Origin of the sequence: Streptomyces sp. NPDC018031 (assembly GCF_044327625.1) — a bacterium.
Lineage (GTDB): Bacteria > Actinomycetota > Actinomycetes > Streptomycetales > Streptomycetaceae > Streptomyces.
The window spans coordinates 40,292-57,111 of the sequence record NZ_JBIRFT010000006.1; the positions used below are offsets into that span (position 1 = coordinate 40,292).

General features: G+C 74.6%; 14 protein-coding genes. 4 read left to right on the forward strand and 10 right to left on the reverse strand.

Going from position 1 to position 16,820, the window contains the following annotated elements:
* Window positions 1-38: 38 nt before the first annotated feature.
* The 5 genes from ACH4B3_RS16680 to ACH4B3_RS16700 all read right to left on the reverse strand — a co-directional run bounded on the left by ACH4B3_RS16680 (window position 39) and on the right by ACH4B3_RS16700 (window position 7,299).
* The gene (locus ACH4B3_RS16680) at window positions 39-1,256 is read right to left on the reverse strand and encodes an amidohydrolase (protein WP_398463837.1); all 1,218 of its coding nucleotides are present in this window, start codon (window positions 1,254-1,256) and stop codon (window positions 39-41) included.
* Between the two features lie 538 nt (window positions 1,257-1,794).
* Window positions 1,795-3,138 carry a hypothetical protein gene (locus ACH4B3_RS16685; RefSeq protein ID WP_398463838.1) on the reverse strand — a complete coding sequence of 448 codons (1,344 nt, stop codon included), beginning with the start codon at window positions 3,136-3,138 and terminating at the stop codon, window positions 1,795-1,797.
* Window positions 3,139-3,265: 127 nt separating this feature from the next.
* Window positions 3,266-4,192: an N-acetylneuraminate synthase family protein gene (locus tag ACH4B3_RS16690; RefSeq protein ID WP_398463579.1), complete on the reverse strand. Its 927-nt coding sequence runs from the start codon at window positions 4,190-4,192 to the stop codon at window positions 3,266-3,268.
* Window positions 4,193-4,382: 190 nt separating this feature from the next.
* Window positions 4,383-5,780: a cytidylyltransferase domain-containing protein gene (locus ACH4B3_RS16695; RefSeq protein WP_398463580.1), complete on the reverse strand. Its 1,398-nt coding sequence runs from the start codon at window positions 5,778-5,780 to the stop codon at window positions 4,383-4,385.
* Window positions 5,781-5,952: 172 nt separating this feature from the next.
* Window positions 5,953-7,299 carry a DUF6716 putative glycosyltransferase gene (locus ACH4B3_RS16700; RefSeq protein WP_398463839.1) on the reverse strand — a complete coding sequence of 449 codons (1,347 nt, stop codon included), beginning with the start codon at window positions 7,297-7,299 and terminating at the stop codon, window positions 5,953-5,955.
* Between the two features lie 232 nt (window positions 7,300-7,531).
* On the opposite strand from ACH4B3_RS16700, the gene ACH4B3_RS16705 reads away from it, so the two are divergent.
* Together ACH4B3_RS16705 and ACH4B3_RS16710 are read left to right on the forward strand one after the other, a co-directional pair.
* Entirely contained in the window at window positions 7,532-8,509 is a 978-nt protein-coding gene (locus ACH4B3_RS16705; protein WP_398463581.1) for a glycosyltransferase family 2 protein, read from the forward strand.
* A complete protein-coding gene (locus tag ACH4B3_RS16710; RefSeq protein ID WP_398463582.1) occupies window positions 8,509-9,909 on the forward strand; it encodes a polysialyltransferase family glycosyltransferase in 1,401 nt (466 codons plus the stop codon). Before ACH4B3_RS16705 ends, ACH4B3_RS16710 begins: the two co-directional genes overlap by 1 nt.
* 114 nt (window positions 9,910-10,023) lie before the next feature.
* Here the strand turns inward: ACH4B3_RS16710 and ACH4B3_RS16715 are convergent, their stop codons facing one another.
* The 3 genes from ACH4B3_RS16715 to ACH4B3_RS16725 all read right to left on the reverse strand — a co-directional run bounded on the left by ACH4B3_RS16715 (window position 10,024) and on the right by ACH4B3_RS16725 (window position 12,859).
* Complete coding sequence (locus ACH4B3_RS16715; RefSeq protein ID WP_398463583.1) at window positions 10,024-10,758, reverse strand: hypothetical protein; 735 nt, start codon at window positions 10,756-10,758, stop codon at window positions 10,024-10,026.
* 147 nt (window positions 10,759-10,905) lie between these two features.
* The gene (locus ACH4B3_RS16720) at window positions 10,906-12,303 is read right to left on the reverse strand and encodes a gluconate:H+ symporter (protein ID WP_398463584.1); all 1,398 of its coding nucleotides are present in this window, start codon (window positions 12,301-12,303) and stop codon (window positions 10,906-10,908) included.
* 46 nt (window positions 12,304-12,349) lie between these two features.
* Window positions 12,350-12,859 carry a gluconokinase gene (locus ACH4B3_RS16725; protein WP_398463585.1) on the reverse strand — a complete coding sequence of 170 codons (510 nt, stop codon included), beginning with the start codon at window positions 12,857-12,859 and terminating at the stop codon, window positions 12,350-12,352.
* A gap of 143 nt (window positions 12,860-13,002) precedes the next feature.
* Between ACH4B3_RS16725 and ACH4B3_RS16730 the strand changes: the two genes are divergently transcribed.
* Window positions 13,003-13,782, forward strand: coding sequence for a FadR/GntR family transcriptional regulator (locus ACH4B3_RS16730; protein ID WP_398463586.1), 780 nt, complete (start codon window positions 13,003-13,005; stop codon window positions 13,780-13,782).
* 350 nt (window positions 13,783-14,132) lie between these two features.
* Here the strand turns inward: ACH4B3_RS16730 and ACH4B3_RS16735 are convergent, their stop codons facing one another.
* Window positions 14,133-15,557, reverse strand: coding sequence for an amidase (locus ACH4B3_RS16735; RefSeq protein WP_398463840.1), 1,425 nt, complete (start codon window positions 15,555-15,557; stop codon window positions 14,133-14,135).
* A gap of 272 nt (window positions 15,558-15,829) precedes the next feature.
* Here ACH4B3_RS16735 and ACH4B3_RS16740 point away from each other — a divergent pair, with 272 nt between their 5' ends.
* Window positions 15,830-15,973, forward strand: a complete 144-nt coding sequence (locus ACH4B3_RS16740) for an SCO1431 family membrane protein (protein ID WP_398463587.1) — start codon at window positions 15,830-15,832, stop codon at window positions 15,971-15,973.
* A 205-nt stretch (window positions 15,974-16,178) separates the two neighbouring features.
* On the opposite strand, the gene ACH4B3_RS16745 is transcribed toward ACH4B3_RS16740, so the two are convergent.
* Entirely contained in the window at window positions 16,179-16,775 is a 597-nt protein-coding gene (locus ACH4B3_RS16745) for a SecDF P1 head subdomain-containing protein (RefSeq protein WP_398463588.1), read from the reverse strand.
* Window positions 16,776-16,820: the final 45 nt, after the last annotated feature.

Consider the following 16,820-nt stretch of genomic DNA (forward strand, 5'->3'; position numbering starts at 1 on the left):
TCGCGAACCTGACTTGACCGACTGGCTTACGGAACGTGTCAATCGAGCAAAGCCGCCGCGGTGAACAGCTCCACCCCAACCTTGATCGCCCCCTCGTCCACATCGAAATCACCACGGTGCAGGTCCCGGCGGGCGGTGTCTCCCACCCGCCGGACCCCCAGCCGGGCCATCGCGCCCGGCACGTGCTCCAGGTACCAGGAGAAGTCCTCCCCGCCCAGGCTCTGCTCGGTGCCCTCCACGGCGGCCGGGCCGCGGCGGGCCGTCATCGCCCGGCGCAGTAGGTCCACCGAGGACTCCTCGTTCACCACCGGCGGCACCCCGCGGACGTAGGTGATCTCCGACTTGGCCCCGTACAGGGTGGCCACCTCGTCGACCGCGGCGTGCACCAGGTCCGGGGCCTCGTGCCAGGCGGGCAGGTCCAGGCAGCGCACCGTGCCGGCCAGCTCGGCGTGCTGCGGGATCACGTTGCAGGCGTGCCCGGTCTCCAGCCGTCCCCAGGTGACGGCGAGCCCGGAGCGGGTGTCCACCCGGCGGGAGAGCAGCGCGGGCACGTCGGTGGCCACCCTGGCGGCGGCGGTGACCAGGTCGGTGGTCAGGTGCGGGCGGGCGGTGTGGCCGCCCGCCCCGGCCAGCACGACCTCCAGCCGGTCGCAGGCGGAGGTGATCGGCCCGGTGCGCAGCCCGATCCGGCCCACGTCCACCCGCGGGTCGCAGTGCACCGCCAGGATCCGCCCGACGCCGTCCAGCACGCCCGCCTCCACGGCGTCCGCCGCACCGCCCGGCAGCACCTCCTCGGCGGGCTGGAACAGCAGCCGCACCGGCTGCGGCAGCCGGCCCTCGCGCGCCAGTGCGGCGAGCACCAGCCCGGCCCCGAGCACCACGGTGGTGTGCACGTCGTGGCCGCAGGCGTGCGCCCGGTCCGGCACCGTCGAGCGGTACGGCACGGTCTTGACGTCGGGGATCGGCAGGGCGTCGATGTCCGCGCGCAGCGCCAGCGCGGCGCGTCCCGGGACCGGGGCGCCGATGTCGCAGACCAGGCCGGTGCCGGCGGGCAGCACCCGGGGGCTGAGGCCGGCCTTCTCCAGTCTCGCCTTGATCGCGGCGGTGGTCCGGAACTCGCTGTTGCCCAGCTCGGGGTGCATGTGCAAGTCGCGCCGGAAGGCGATGAGTTCGGTGCGCAACCCGTCAGGCAGGGTGCCGGCCGTTTCCGCTCCCACGGTGGCGTCGGCGGCGGACAGCCCGGTCTCGGGGGACATCACGTGGTTCACCTGATGAAGCGTATGCCGACGGACGGGGCGTCCGGGGGCCGATCATCCAAATTTCAGCCCCATAGGGGACGGATACCGGGGCCGACTGCGCATGATCTCCCTAGTCAGGGGGTATAACAGCGCTTTCTTTCGCCAACTGGGAAGGGACGGAAGAGATTCCGCCTTCCGGAGCGCTTCTCACCACGTGAGACGGCCGGCCGTGCGAGACGGGCGCGGAACCCGTGCCGGAGGGGGTGCGGGTCCGTTCCGGACGGGCCGCGGGACCGTGCCGGGGGCGCGGACCGGCGCGTGGTCCGCCGCGAGCAGCCCGTCGGGCCCGGGCGCGGGTGCCGCGCCCCCGGGCCGGTGCGGGCGGCGGGCCGGACCGGTGCCGGACCGACCCGGTGCTGGACCGGCCCGGTGTGGGCGATGGACCGGGCCGGTGCGGGCGGTGGACCCGGACCGCGGGTACCGGACACGGGGCGCGCCCGGGCGGGCGGCGCCCCGGGCCGGGCGGCCGGATCGGTCGGCCGGGCCGGCGGGCGGTTCAGGAGGGCGTGCCGAGCGGGGTGGACGGCAGCCGCTGCACGTCCCGCGCGCTGCCGGTGACCCCGGACAGGAAGCCCTGGGCGCGCGGCGACGCGCCGCTGGTCAGCCAGGCCGGGTCGATGTCGCAGACGGCGACCCGCACGCCGGTGCCGGTGAGCGCCAGCGGCAGGGTGTGCACCACGGTGGAGGGGAAGCTCAGGATGGTGTTGCCGATCGGGCCGCGCCGGGCGATCAGCTCCAGCGGCAGCTCGGGGCGGACCACCTCCAGGCCGAGTTCGCTGGTCACCCGGTGCAGCTTGTCGGTGCTCTCCTTGCGGTGCGCGAAGTAGCGGGTGGCGCCGTGCGTGCGGGCCAGCGCGGCCACCGCCTCCAGGTAGCGGTCCGGGTCCACCACACCGGTCTCCACCAGGGAGGTGCCGACCAGGTCGGTGCCCCCGGTGAGGCGGGGCGGGCCGAACCGGGTGCGGGTCCAGATGAACTCGTTGGCGGTGACGGTGACGCCCGGCGGGGCTTCCACCGGCATCGAGCTGAACACCTCGACGCGACGGTCGGCGGCGGGCGTCAGTTTGCGGCGCGCTGAAGCGGAGACGGGCGCGAACACCACGTCGCGCGCCCCCCGGGCGGTGCCGCGCCGGTGCCAGCGCACCAGGGGCTCGCCCTTGGCCAGCTGGGAGATGAACTCCATGGTGGCCGTGCCGTCGTCCACCACGATCAGGTCGCGGGCCCGGGTCAGGGTCAGCAGCAGCTGCACGTACCGGGAGAACGGGTCGCCGATGACGATCCGCTCGGCCCGCCGCAGCGGCGCGGAGAGCCCGCCGATGGTGCGCAGCGGGGCGCCCGCCCCACCGCGCGCGTCCTCCCAGCGGACCGTGACGCCCTCGTCGCGGGCGAGGTCGGCCATCCGGCGCAGCTGTCCGCGGGTCATCGGGTCGTGCGGCGACAGCACCACGACGGTCAGCCGGTCCACCGCGCCGGTGAGCACCGGGGGCTCGGCGGGGCCGGGCAGCGCCGGGGCCGCGGCGCCGCTCCCCCGGGCGGCTCCGGGGCCGTCCGGCGGCAGGGCCCGCGGCGCCGCCGCGCCCCGGGCCCCGCCTCCGGGCGGGTGGTACGGGTGTCCGGCCGGGCCCGCTCCGGGACCGGACCGGTGCCCGGGCCCGGACGCCGCCGGCGCCCCGGTCGGCGGGTCCGCCGCGGGCACGGGCCCCAACCCGCCCCCGTCCGGCGGTGCCTGCGCCGCCCACCGCAGGGCGTCGGCGCAGGCCCACTCCAGGACGTTCAGCAGCTGGACCGGGCTCTCCACGAAGGCGAGCGTCTCGGGCTGCCGCGCCGCGCCCTGCGGCAGGGCCCGGAAGCGGCGCACGGGAGTGCCCGCCGCTTCCGGTGACGGAGGGCCGCCGGACGGCCCGGCCGGTGTCGTGTCCACCAGTGAGTGACCTGCCTACGAGGGATCGTCAGGGACTGCCGGGACGTCAGACGCCGGCGGTCTCGCGGTCGCCGGCCTCGGCGACCACGCCCGCCACCCGGCGCAGCTTCTTCATCGGGCCGAGCTCGCTGTCGTACACCTTCTTCACGCCGTCGCCCAGCGACTCCTCGATCACGCGGATGTCGCGGACCAGCCGCTCCAGGCCCTGCGGCTCGACGGAGGCGGCCTGGTCCGAGCCCCACATGGCGCGGTCCAGGGTGATGTGGCGCTCGACGAAGACCGCGCCGAGGGCGACGGCCGCCAGGGAGGTCTGCAGACCCGTCTCGTGGCCGGAGTAGCCGATCGGCACGTTGGGGTACTCGCCCTGCAGGGTGTTGATGACCCGCAGGTTCAGCTCCTCGGCCTTGGCCGGGTAGGTCGACGTGGCGTGGCAGAGCAGGATGTTCTCGCTGCCCAGCACCTCCACCGCGTGCCGGATCTGCTTCGGGGTGGACATGCCGGTCGACAGGATGACGGTGCGGCCGGTGGCGCGCAGGGCGCGCAGCAGCTCGTCGTCGGTGAGCGAGGCGGAGGCCACCTTGTGGGCCGGCAGGTCGAACTTCTCCAGGAAGGCGACGGCCTCGGTGTCCCACGGGGAGGCGAACCAGGCGATGCCGCGCTTCTTGCAGTGCTCGTCGATCTGCCGGTACTCGTCCTCGCCGAACTCGACGCGGTGGCGGTAGTCGATGTAGGTCATCCGGCCCCACGGGGTGTCGCGCTCGATGTCCCACTGGTCGCGCGGGGTGCAGATCTCCGGGGTGCGCTTCTGGAACTTGACCGCGTCACAGCCGGCGTCGGCGGCCACGTCGATCAGCTTGAACGCGTTCTCCAGGTCGCCGTTGTGGTTGATGCCGATCTCGCCGGTGACGTAGACCGGGTGGCCGGGGCCGACGATCTTGTCGCCGAGGGTGCGGAGGCGGTTGTTGGAGCTCACGTGAAACCTTTCGGGAAGTCCCGGTCGTGCGGATGGACCGGGGCGAAACATCAGTCGATTGGGCTGCGGCCTCGCTGCGCGACGCCGGTCCGGCGGACGGGGAAGGCGTCCACCGGGGCGGGGCGGCGGGGACCGGCGGGGCCGGGCGGAGCCGGCGGGTGGCGCCGGGCCCGTCGCCCCCGGGGGTCGGCTAGGAGAGTTCCTTTCCGAGGAGCCAGGTGGCGATCTCGCGGATCGCCCCGTGTCCTCCGGGTGTGGAGGTCACCGCTCGGGCGGCACCGCGCACGACGTCGTGCGCGGAGGCCACCGCTACCGGCCAACCGACCACGTCGAAGCACGACAGATCGTTGACGTCGTTTCCGACATAGAGCACGCGCTCGGGAGCGATGCCCTGTTCCTCGCACCACTGCTTCAGTGCGAGATCCTTGCGGTCGATGCCGTGCAGCACGGGGATGGCGAGCTTCCGTGCGCGGGCGGCGACGACCGGGTTCTGCTCCGTGGACAGGATCAGCAGCGGCAGCCCGGCCCGGCGCAGCGCGGCGATCCCGAGCCCGTCGCCGCGGTGCACGGCGACGAGTTCGCGTCCTTCGGAGTCGATCAGCACCCTGTCGTCGGTCTGGGTGCCGTCGAAGTCGATGACCACCGCGTCGACGTCGTCGCGGGTGGGGAGGTGGGCGGGGAAGAACCCGGAGAGGGTGCCGGGCCGCCCGGGGGTGCCCGCGGCGAAGGCCGGGGGCGCGTCCAGCAGCGGCGCCAGGGCGCGGGCCCGGGCCAGGTCGTGCGGGTCGTCGATCTCCAGCACCCGCGCCGGGTCGGTGCGCACCAGCGCGGTGCGGCCGAAGAAGCGGTGCCGCTCGGTGCGGAAGCCGGCCACCCGCATCGCGTAGGCGGCGCCGGTCTCCAGCAGGTCCTGCGGGCGGTCCTGGCGGCGCGGGCGGAAGGACTTGTCGTGGTTCACGCCGTAGCCGCTGCTCCCGGCGGCGTCCTCGGCCCCGGGCCCGGCCGGCGCCGGGCGCGCGGTGGCCGGGCCGCCCACCGCCGCGGCACCCTCCGCGGCCGGGCCGGACCCGTCGCCGGGTGCGGCGGTGCCGGCCGTGGCCAGGGCCGGGGTGCCGAACCCGCCGTCGTCGGCGGCGTCGCGCCAGACGAAGCCGTGGAAGGGGGCGACGGTCAGCGCGCTGTCGGCGCCGTCCTCGACGATCGCGGCGACCACGCCGTCGACGTCCTCCCGGACGATGAACGGGCTGGTGCACTGGACCAGCAGCACCACCTCGGCGGACACCCGGTGCTCGGCCTCGAAGGCGTCCAGCGCGTGCAGGACGGCGGCCTCGCTGGTGGCGGTGTCGCCCGCGATGCCGGAGGGGCGCTGGACCACCTCGGCGCCCGCGCCGCGGGCGGCGGCGGCGATCCCGGCGTCGTCGGTGGAGACGATCACGTCCGTCACCAGGCGGGCGGCGCGGCACTCGCGGACCGCGCGGGCGACCAGCGGGACGCCCCCGACGGCGGCGAGGTTCTTGGCGGGCACGCCCTTCGATCCGCCGCGGGCGGGGATCACGGCGACCACGCGCCGCTCGGTGGTGGCAGGCATTGCGGCTCCTTCGATGCCGTCCGGGGCGCTCACGGCGCCTCCCGGGTCCGGCCGGTGACGGCGGCGCTCCGTGGTGCGCCCTGGGCGGGCGCGGCGCGGAGGCCTTCTTGCGGGGTGGTGCGGCGGCCCGGCCGGATGTCGCGGCGGCCCGGCGGCGGGTGGCGGTGGCCGGTCACAGCTCCCCCATACGGCGGATCACCGGGGCCACGCGCTGTACGCCGTGCCGGTACGCGCCGCGCGCCGCTTCCCGCATGGTGTTGCGGACCACCCGCCGCAGACCGCCGGCCTCGGCGGCCCCGTCGGCGGTGGTGCCCGGCCGCGGGGTGCCGTCGGGCTGGAAGCCGTAGCGGCCGAGGATGCGGGGCAGGTAGCCGGGCGCGGTGACGGGTGTGTAGTAGGGGGACAGCGGTGGCAGCCGGTCGGCCGCGGCGAGTTCGGCGACCCGGGCCCGGGCGGCGTCGAACGCGGTGCGGTAGGCGTCGCCGACGGCCACGCCCTGCCGGGCGGTCCAGGCCGGGTCGGGCTCGGGCAGGTAGCCGGCGTCGATCTCGTCCCAGGAGGCGAGGCAGCCGGAGCCGAGGAAGTGGTGGTTGCCGAGCACTTCACGGACGCCGAGGTCGGTGAGGACGGCGGTCGGGATGCCCCGGTGCAGGGACTCCAGGGCGGCCGTGGAGCTGACCGTCACCAGCAGGTCGGTGGTGTCCAGGACCTCGCCCATGTTGCCGTAGGCGAGGCGGAAGTTGGCCGGGGTGCCGCCGTCGAGCCTGGCCACCAGCTTCTGGTACGGCAGCTCCTCGATGTGCGTGGTGTGCTCGCCGGGCTTGCTGCGCAGCTTCACCAGCACTTCCCGGTCGGGGTGGCGGCGGGCGTGCTCGACGGCCCGGCGCAGCAGGTAGGTGCGGTCGGCGCGGTTGTCGGGGACCGACGGCTGGACGGCGAAGACCACCGTGCCGCCCCGGTAGCGGCGGGCGCGGCGGGCCGTCCCGTCGTACGGGGCGCCGCCCAGGAAGGGCAGGGCGCACTCGACCACGCTGTCCGGGGAGGCGCCGACGCCGGTGTAGACGTCCCGGAACCGGTCGGCGTCGTGGCGGGAGTTGGCGAGCACCACGTCCGCGCCGTGCCGCAGCAGCAGGCCGTCGGCGAGCTTCTCGTAGACCACGCCGACGTAGCCGGTGACGACGACGGGGCGGCGGTCGGCGCCCTCCCAGGCGCGGGCGAGTCCGTGCAGGATCGCCTGGACGGCGCCGCCGACGCAGGACACCACCAGCACGTCGTACTTCCCGCGGTCCACCGCGGTGACGAACTCGGTGCCCGTGACCTCGCGCATCGCCTGGGCGGTCACCCCCACCTCGGCGAGCTGGCGGACCGTCGGCGTCGCCCGGCCGCGCAGCAGGTAGCCGTGGAGCGCGACCTCCCGGCCGGCCGCGGCCGCGTCGCGCCGGGGGTCCGAGGCGCCGGAGAGGAGACGGTGCGCGGTGAGCGCGCCCCACTTCCACCGGGTGTCGGAGTCGGCCAGCACGGCGGCGCGCAGCGGGGAAAGCGGGGAGTCGGTACGAGTGGGCACGTCGCCGACGGTAGGAAGCGATTCCTAGTGAGGGCCCAACGCAGGTGCAACAAACGGTTAACAGAACGTCGACGATTGGAGAATCGGCAGGCCGGAGCGGCAGGTTAACCATTCCGTCGTTCTTCGTTCACCTTTAAGTACACCGGAGGTCAAGACGAATGCCAGACGGAGACCTAGCGTCACCCGAGTGGTTAAGCTCTCCGTCATCGTGCCGTTCTACAACGTGCAGACCTATGCCCCTGACACCCTGCGAAGTCTGCGCGCGAACGCGCGCGACGACTTCGAATTCATCCTCGTCGACGACTGCTCGGCCGACGGGACGCCGGAGATCCTGGAGCGCGCCGAGCGCGAGCTGCCGGGGGCCGTACTGGTCCGGCACGAGAAGAACGGGGGGCTCGCCACCGCCCGCAACACGGGGCTGGACGCGGCGAACGGCGAATACCTGACCTTCCTCGACGGGGACGACTGGCTCGCCCCCGGGTACTACGAGCAACTGCTCGACGCGATCGAGGAGTTGGGCGTCGACTTCCTGCGCACCGACCATGTGCAGTGCACCAACCGCGGCCGGAGCGTCCACCGGGTGCCGGTGGGCCGCCGCAACGAGGTGCTCGACCCGCGTGGCGCCATCCTCCCCGCCGACCGCTCCACCTCGGTGGACTACGCCTTCGCCTGGGCCGGGATCTACCACCGGCGCCTGGCCGACCAGGGGCTGCTGCACTTCACGCACGGGCTGCGCACCGCGGAGGACCGCCCGTGGATCTGGCGGCTGCACCGCGAGGCGCGGTCCTTCGCGGTGGTCGGACTCCTCGGCGTCTTCTACCGGCGCGGGGTGACCACCTCGCTCACCCAGATCGGGGATGTGCGCCAGCTCGACTTCATCCGCGCATTCGATCAGGTAATTGAAGAAACCGCGCGCGATGCGGAAGCCGGGAAACTGCTTCCGAAAGCAGTCCGCACTTATTGCGCCATCATTTCTCATCACCTCGGCAACATCGACCGATTCGAACCCGCCGTGGCCCGTAAGCTGCGCACCATGAGTGCGGCCGCCATGAAACGCATGCCGCAGGACGTCCTCAAGGAAGCCCTGGACTCCATGGACTACGAGCGTGCCGCACGGCTCCGGCGGGTCCGCCGCCGCCCCGTGGCCGGAGAGGTGGCGGCCTGATGCCCGCGCCCGGCGCCCGCAAGCGCACCCAGATCTTCTTCGCCTCCACGCTGTACGGCGCGGCCACCCTGGCCGCCGCCCTGGACGCGGACCTGTTCGCCCCCGCCGACCGCAGGCTGCTGCTGATCAGCAACAACGCCGCGGTCCCGGAGACCGCCCCGTCGCTGGACCAGATGGCCGGCTTCGACCAGCTGCGCGACCGGTTCGACCGGGTGCTGTCCTGGAACGAGACGATCCGGCCGTTCCACCCGGGCGGCTGGTCGCCGCGCGGCAACGACGTGCCGCTGTGGGAGCGGTACCTGCGCCTGCTGTGGGGGCTGGGCGACGACCGGATAGAACTCGTCCTGGAATCCATCCAGGTCGACCCGGCGCTGGCCCTCGCCCGGCTCTTCCCGGACGCCGCCCTGGAGGTCTACGCCGACGGCCTGATGAGCTACGGCCCGACCCGCAACAAGCTGGACCCGCTGATCGGCACCCGCGTCCGCCGGCTGCTCCACCTCGACCTGGTGCCCGGACTCACGCCGCTGCTGCTCACCGAGTTCGGCGTCGAGTCGGAGATCGTGCCCACCGACGTCTTCACCAAGGTGCTCACCGACCTGTCGCACGCGGTGCCCGACCCGGACCTGGAGGCGCTCAGCTCGTCGCCGGAGCGCCCCGCCCTGCTGCTCGGCCAGTACCTGTCGGCGCTGAACATCCTCACGCCGGAGGAAGAGGAGGCGCTGCACGTCCGGATGTTGCGCGGGGCCTACGCGCTCGGCCACCGCAACATCGTCTTCAAGCCGCACCCGACCGCCCCGGCCCGCTGGTCGCGGCTGCTGGAGAAGGAGGCCGGGGAGCTGGGCGCGGCGCTGACCGTGCTGGATTCACCGGTCCTCGCCGAGGTGCTGTACCAGCGGATGCGCCCGGCGCTGGTGGTCGGTTGCTTCTCCACCGCGCTGCTCACCGCGACCGCGTTCTACGGGCTGCCGGCCGCCCGGACCGGCACCGACCTGCTGCTGGAGCGGCTCGCCCCGTACCAGAACAGCAACCGGGTGCCGGTGACGATCGTGGACGCGCTGCTGCCGGACCTGGCGGACCGCCGGGCGGTCACCGCCTGGACGCCGGCGGCCGGCGAGCGCGCGGTGCGGGACAAGGACCTCACCGGTCTGGTCACCGCGGTCGGATTCGCCATGCAGGCGCAGCTCTACCCGCAGTTGCGGCCGGCCGCGGAGCGCTATCTCGCCCTCAACCTGGACGACCACACCTGGCGCTACTTCAAGCGCCGCCGGCTGACGGCGCTCGCGCTGCCCGGGGCGATGCCGTCCCAACTGGGGTTCATCCCGCGCAACGAGACGGTCCGCCGGGTGGCCAAGCGGGCCCGCGCCGTCCAACGCAAGATCAAGAAGAAGACGGCCAGGTGACACGGGCGGGCGCGGCATCCCCGCGCCCGCGTCACCCCGTCCGCGGCATCCCGCCCGGCTCCCCGCGCCCGCCGCACCCGCACACCGCACCGTTCGCGTGCCACCGCGCCCGGCTCACCGCTTCCGCGGGTCGGTGGCGGCCGGGCCGCCGGGTTCCAGCGCGCCGCCGGGCCGGTCCGCCGCGCCGAACGGGCCGCCCTCGCCGATCAGCGGCAGCAGCCGGCTGGCCACCGTGTCCGGGTCCGGGCCGAGGCCGAGCGCCCGGAGCGCGGCGACCGACTTCAGCCGGTCCCGCAGGTCCGGATCGTCCACCCGGTCGATGAGACCGAGTGTCTGGCCCAGCGTGAGGTCGGCCCGCATGCCCTCGTGCACCCGCTCGGCCTGCGCGGTCAGATGGCGGCGCGCGCGGTTGGCGTGCAGCGCGAACGCGCCCCCGCAGCTGGTGATCACCGCGCCGGCCAGGCTGGTCAGCACCGGCAGGTAACCGGCGTTCGGATCATTGGCTCCGGCCAGTGCCAGGGCACCGCCGACCAGTACCAGCACCGCGCCCGCCGACATGAACAGGGCGCTCAGCCGGAAGGAGGTCCGGGCCTGCCCGAGGGCCTGGCCGAGGAAGTCGAAGAAGAAGGTCTGCCGCCGGTCGGCCGGATCCTCCGGCTCCCGCTCGGACACCCGGGGATCCGGCACCTGCGGGCCCGGCGGTGGCAGCGGGGCCTCGGCACCGCCGACCACTTTCACCACCGAACCGCCGCTGATCACCACGTGGTGGGGGCGGTGCCGATGTCGATGGGGCTGGATCTGATCGTCGCCGAAGGGCCGGGATGCCTCGAAGGGGCGCTCCGCTGCCATCGTTACCCCCGATCGTTCTGGCTCACCGTAGGGGCTAGTTACCTCAGCGTAACCTCTCATTGTCCGATATGTGGGCAGGCGCGCGCCCCCGGCCGGCCCGGTGTCGGGCGGCCGGGGGCGTACGGCGCGACGCGGGCTCGCCGGCGGCTAGATGATCAGCGACAGCAGCAGGATGAAGCCGAGCGAGACCACCGAGATCACGGTCTCCATCACCGACCAGGTCTTCACCGTCTGCCCGACGCTCATCCCGAAGTACTCCTTCACCAGCCAGAAGCCCGCGTCGTTGACGTGGCTGAAGAAGAGCGAGCCGGCCCCGATGGCCAGCACCAGCAGCGCGGTGTGGGTGGTGCTCATGTCGGCGGCGAGCGGGGCGACGAGCCCCGCGGCGGAGATCGTCGCGACCGTGGCGGAGCCCGTCGCCAGCCGGATGGCGACCGCGATGAGCCAGGCGAGCAGCAGCGCGGAGACGTTCCAGTCCTCGGAGAAGTCCAGGATCATCCGGCCGACGCCGATGTCGATCAGGGTCTGCTTGAAGCCGCCGCCGGCGCCGACGATCAGCAGGATGCCGGCGATCGGGGCGAGCGAGCCGTCCACGGTCCGGGCGATCCGGTCCCGGTCCAGGCCCGCCGCCCGGCCCAGGGTGAACAGCCCCAGCAGCACGGCCGCCAGCAGGGCGATGATCGGCGCGCCGATGACGTCGGTGACCCGCTGCAGAGGGTTGTCCGGATCGTCCACGGCTATCTCGACCAGCGCCTTGGCGAGCATCAGGACGACCGGCAGCAGCACGGTGCAGACGGTGGCCAGGAAGCTGGGCCGGCGCCGGAGGTCCTCCGACGGGCGCGGCGCGATCATCGCGTCCGGCGGGGTGATGTCGACCCAGCGGGCCGCGTACCGGGAGAAGACCGGACCGGCGATGACGACGGTGGGCACCGCGATCAGCACCCCGAGCGCGAGGGTGACGCCCAGGTCGGCGTCGACCGCGTCGATGGCGGCGAGCGGGCCGGGGTGCGGCGGCACCAGACCGTGCATCACGGAGAGGCCGGCCAGCGCCGGTATCCCGATGCGCATCAGCGAGTAGTTGCCGCGCTTGGCGACCAGCAGCACCACCGGGATCAGCAGCACGATGCCGACCTCGAAGAAGAGCGGCAGCCCGATGATGCCGGCGATCAGCGCCATCGCCCAGGGCATGGTGCGGTCGTTCGCCTTGGCCAGGATGGTGTCGACGATCTGGTCCGCGCCGCCGGAGTCGGCGAGCAGTTTGCCGAGGATGGCCCCGAGCGCGATGAGCACACCGACACCCGCGACCGTGGCTCCCAGGCCCGTGGTGAAGCTGGTGATCACCTTGGCCGGCGCGGCGCCGGCGGCGGCGCCGAGCACCAGCGAGCCGACGGTCAGCGACAGGAAGGCGTGCAGCTTGAACTTGCTGATGAGGAGGACGAGTACGGCGATCCCGACGAGGACCGCGATGCCCAGCTGTGCGTGACCCGCCGAGGTGATCGGTTCGACGGGGTCCGCTGCCAGCATCTCGACTCTGAGATGTGTCACGGCGATTCCACTCACTTCCAGGTGGGGGCCGGCGGTGTGCGGCCCGCTAGCCGCGGCGCGGCGTCCGCAGGGCGGCGACGGCCCGTTCGGTGATGACCTCCGGCTCCGGCGCGATGTCGAGCGCCAGGCCGGTCTCGTCCGGCTGGAGGGGTTCGAGGGTGGCGAGCTGCGAGTCCAGCAGCGCGCTGCTCATGAAGTGGCCCCTGCGGGCCTCCATCCGTTCGGCGACGAGCGCCCGGTCGCCGGTGAGATGGAGGAAGAACAGGCCGGGAGCGGCGGCGCGCAGCCGGTCCCGGTAGCCACGCTTGAGCGCGGAGCAGCTGACCACCCCGCCGTCCCGGTGCTCCCGGGCCCACCTGCCGATGGCGTCCAGCCAGGGCAGCCGGTCGGCGTCGTCGAGCGGGGTCCCGGCGGACATCTTGGCGATGCTGGCCGGGGAGTGGAAGTCGTCGGCCTCGGCGTACGGGACGCCGAGTTCGGCCGCCAGCAGCTCGCCGACCGTGGACTTGCCCGTGCCGGACACCCCCATGACGACGATGACCCCGGTGGCATGCATGGAACACCTCGCTGTCTCGCCGGAGCGGGTCCCCGTCGACCTCGCGCCGGGCACACTCAACCCCACTGGTACGACGTATTCAAGAGCCTGTGACTTAAAAGTCATACTTAATTGCCCAGGGTGGGCCACGTAGGCTGACAGCCATGGACAACCGGGGCGGAGGGCGGGCCGAGAGCGCCGCGGAGCGGACCGAGGACGCCGGGGGGCCCGCGCGCACCGCGCCGGAGGGGAGCGCGCGCGGACTGCACGCGCGACTGCTGGCCTCCCTGGGCCCGGCGATCACGGCGGGCGACCACCCCCCGGGCACGGTGCTGCGCACCGATGAGCTGGAGGAGCGCTTCGAGGTGTCCCGGACCGTGGTCCGGGAGGCCGTGCGGGTACTGGAGTCCATGCACCTGGTGGAGTCCCGGCGGCGGGTCGGCGTGACCGTGCGCCCGCCGGAGGAGTGGAACGTCTTCGACCCGCAGGTCATCCGGTGGCGGCTGGCCGGCCGCGACCGGCCGCGCCAGCTGCGGTCGCTGACCGTGCTGCGCTCCGCGGTCGAGCCGGTGGCCGCCGCCCTCGCCGCCGAACTGGCCACGCCCCTGCACTGCGCGGAGCTCACCGAGCACGCGCTGGGCATGGTGGCCACCTCACGCGGCCAGCAGCTCGACGCCTATCTGGTGCACGACATCGCGTTCCACCGGGTGATCCTCCGGGCCTCCGGCAACGAGATGTTCGCCCGGCTCGGTGACGTGGTCGCCGAGGTCCTGACCGGCCGTACCGAACACCAGGTGATGTTCACCGACCCCGACCCGGCGGCGGTCACCCTGCACGTCCGGGTCGCCGAGGCGGTACGGGCACGGGACGCCGCGGCGGCCGAGCGGTTCACCCGGGAGATCACCACCGGAGCGATGGCGGAACTGGACGTCCTGGCGCCCTGACCGCGCCCGCCCTGTCCCGGGCGCGCCCGCGCCGGAGCGGGCGGGGCGGGTGGCGAGCGCCGGCCGCCACCGGTGGTCCGGTGACGAGCGCCGGACCGTCACCGGACCACCCCGGACCGGCCGGCGGCCATCACCGAGGGACGGGCGGGCGACCGGCTCAGACCGCCTGGGCCACCCGGCCGGGCGGGCGGTAAGGCCGGGCGGGCACCTCCGGCCCGGCAGCACAGGCCCGGCGGCGCAGGCCGGGCGGCACAGCCCGGGCGGTCACAGGCCCGGCGGCACAGCCCGGGCGGTCACAGCCCGGGCAGCTATCTGTCTCCGGCCCGCGCGGTTCACGGCAGGCGGCCGGCTCAGGCAGGCCGGGCGGCTCCGGCCGACTGCCGCTCCGGGACGGCCCGCGGCCACCGCTCGTACCAGCGCCGGTCGTCCTCCAGCTGGGCGGCGAGCGAGATCAGCAGCGGTTCGCTGTTGGCGGGGCCGAGCAGTTGGGCCCCGACGGGCAGCCCGCCGGCGGTCAGCCCGGCCGGCACGCTCATCCCCGGCCAGCCCAGCAGGTTCCACGGCCAGGCGTACGGGCACGCGGCGATCATCGCCCGGTCGGTGGCCCAGCCGGAGAGCCGCGCCATGGCGCCGATCCGCGGCGCGGGCACCGCGGTGGTGGGGGTCAGCACCACGTCGTGGGCCCGGAAGATCGCGCCCACCCGGCGCCGCAACGGGAGTTCGGCGGCGCGGGCCAGCCGCAGCGCGCGGCCGCCGAGCCGGCGGCCCTGCCGGGCCGCGGACCGGGTCCGCGCGTCCAGCAGCGCCGGATCGGGGGTGCGCTCGGTCCAGTCCCGGATGCCCGCCATGGCGCGCGGCACGAACGCCGGACCGACCTGGCCGTACCGCGGATCGGCCTCGGACACCTCATGGCCGAGCGCCGCCAGCCGCTCCGCGAGCCGGAGCACCGCGCCCCGCACCTCCGGGTCCAGCCGGTGCGGCACCCCGGTGAAGGCGGGCCGGAAGGACAGCGCGATCCGCAGCCGCCCGGGGGGCCGGCCGACCGCGGCGAGCACGTCGACCGCGCGCGGCCGGTGCAGGTCCCCGGCCCGGTTGCCGCTCGCCACGTGCAGCAGCAGCGCCGCGTCGGCGACCGTACGGGCCAGCGGGCCGTGGCCGGTGATGCCGTTGAACGCCTCGCCGTCCGGCCAGGTGGAGATCCGTCCGCGCTGCGGTTTGATACCGACCAGATGGGTCCAGGCGGCCGGGATGCGGACCGAGCCGGCGCCGTCCGAGCCGAGTGCGGCGGGCACCAGCCCGGCCGCGACCGCGGCGGCGGACCCACCGGAGGAGCCGCCCGGCGTGCGGCCGAGGTCCCAGGGGTTGCGGGTGGCGCCGAACGCGGGCCCCTCGGTGAACGGCCACTGGCCCAGCTCCGGCGAGTTGGTCTTGCCGACGATCACGGCTCCGGCCGCCCGCAGCCGCCGCGCCACCTCCCCGTCCTCGGTCTTGGCCGGGAACGCGCCGGGGCAGCCGAACGCGGTGGGCAGCCCCGCGACATCGGTGTCGTCCTTGACCGCGACCGGCACCCCGAGGAGCGGCAGCCGCTCCCCGGCCGCCAGCCGCCGGTCCGCCTCCGCGGCCTCCGCCGTCGCCGCCTCGGCCCGTACCCACCGGAAGGCGTTCAGCGTCGGCTGGGTCTCCTCGATCCGCCGCAGCGCCTCCTCGACCAGCGCGGCGGAGGTCACCGCGCCCTCGGCAAGCGCTCGCGCCTGCCCGGTCAGACCCTGCGTCATGACGCCGGTCACATCTGCCTCCTCGCCGTGGTGACGGGGCCGAGGGCCCCCGCAACGAACGGTAACCGGCGCGGAGTTGGCCGCACAGCCCCGCCCCCGGCGGCGGGTGAGTTCGGCCACTTTCGCCCGCCCGGTGGCCGGTGCCCCTTTACGTCGCCGGGTGGCCGCCGCAACCTGGACCGGCGGGGGGAACAAGCATGCCGCCGACGCTCGCGCGGCGGCACGCCGATCCGGCGGTGCCGGATCGGGACGACCGACAGGAAGCCAGCACCATGACGGACACCGCCGCGGCCGCGCCCCGCCCGTTCGCCCGCACCGGCGGGCCCGCCGACGGGCCCACTCTCCTGGAACACCTCGCCGGCTGGACCCTCACCGTGGTCGTCGCGATGCTGGTCACCCGGCTCGGCCTGTTCTGATCCCGCCGCGCGCCCTCCGTCCCGTGGCGCGACACGCCGTGAGCCGGGACAGGACACCAGGCCGAAGCCGGAGCGGCGGTCGTGCCAGTCCCCCCGGACCAAGTCCGGGTGAGGGCCGTGCCGGGCGAACCGCCCGCCGACGACCGCGATCCGGCGCGTGCGGACGGGGCAGGCGCGACGTGGGGGGCCATGCCGCCGGCGTCGCTCACGCCCCGCCGAGGTCGCGGGCGAGCCGCTGTGCGGAGTCGCGGGTGAACCCCCCGCTGATCTGGATCTCGCCGCCGGTGATGGAGGTCATCACCGTCGGGGCGGACAGCAGTTCGCCGTCCTGGACCATGGCGATCCGGTTCGCCGGGGCCTGCCGGGCGGCGGCCTTCCCGGAGAGTCCGGCGAAGCCCCGCGCGTCGGCGGCGGTCAGCTCCACATTGACGCTGTGCCCGTTGCCGTTCGTCTCGTAGGCGTACTTCACCGACTTCGGCCGGGTGACGGTCATCCGGGCGCCGGGGTCGGTGGACACGTACAGGCAACTGCCCGCCCGGCTGTCCCGGAAGGTGCTGCCCGGCGCGGCGCCGGACGGGCACGGGCCCGCCTCCTCGCGCTCCACCAGCACCAGGTCCAGCGGCTCCACCGGACCGGTCCGCGGGGGCGGGGAGTCCTCGCCGCGGCCGCCGCCGATGACCGCGACCGCCTCGTCGTCCCGGTCCCGGCCGTCCCCGTCCCCGTCGCCGCCGCATCCGGTGACCAGCGCCGCCGTCAGCGCCAGCGCCACCGGCCAGCCGCTCCGTGCCCCGACACTCCGCACAACCGCCCCCTCGGGTCCGTCCTGCCTCGCCACGCCGTGCCCTTC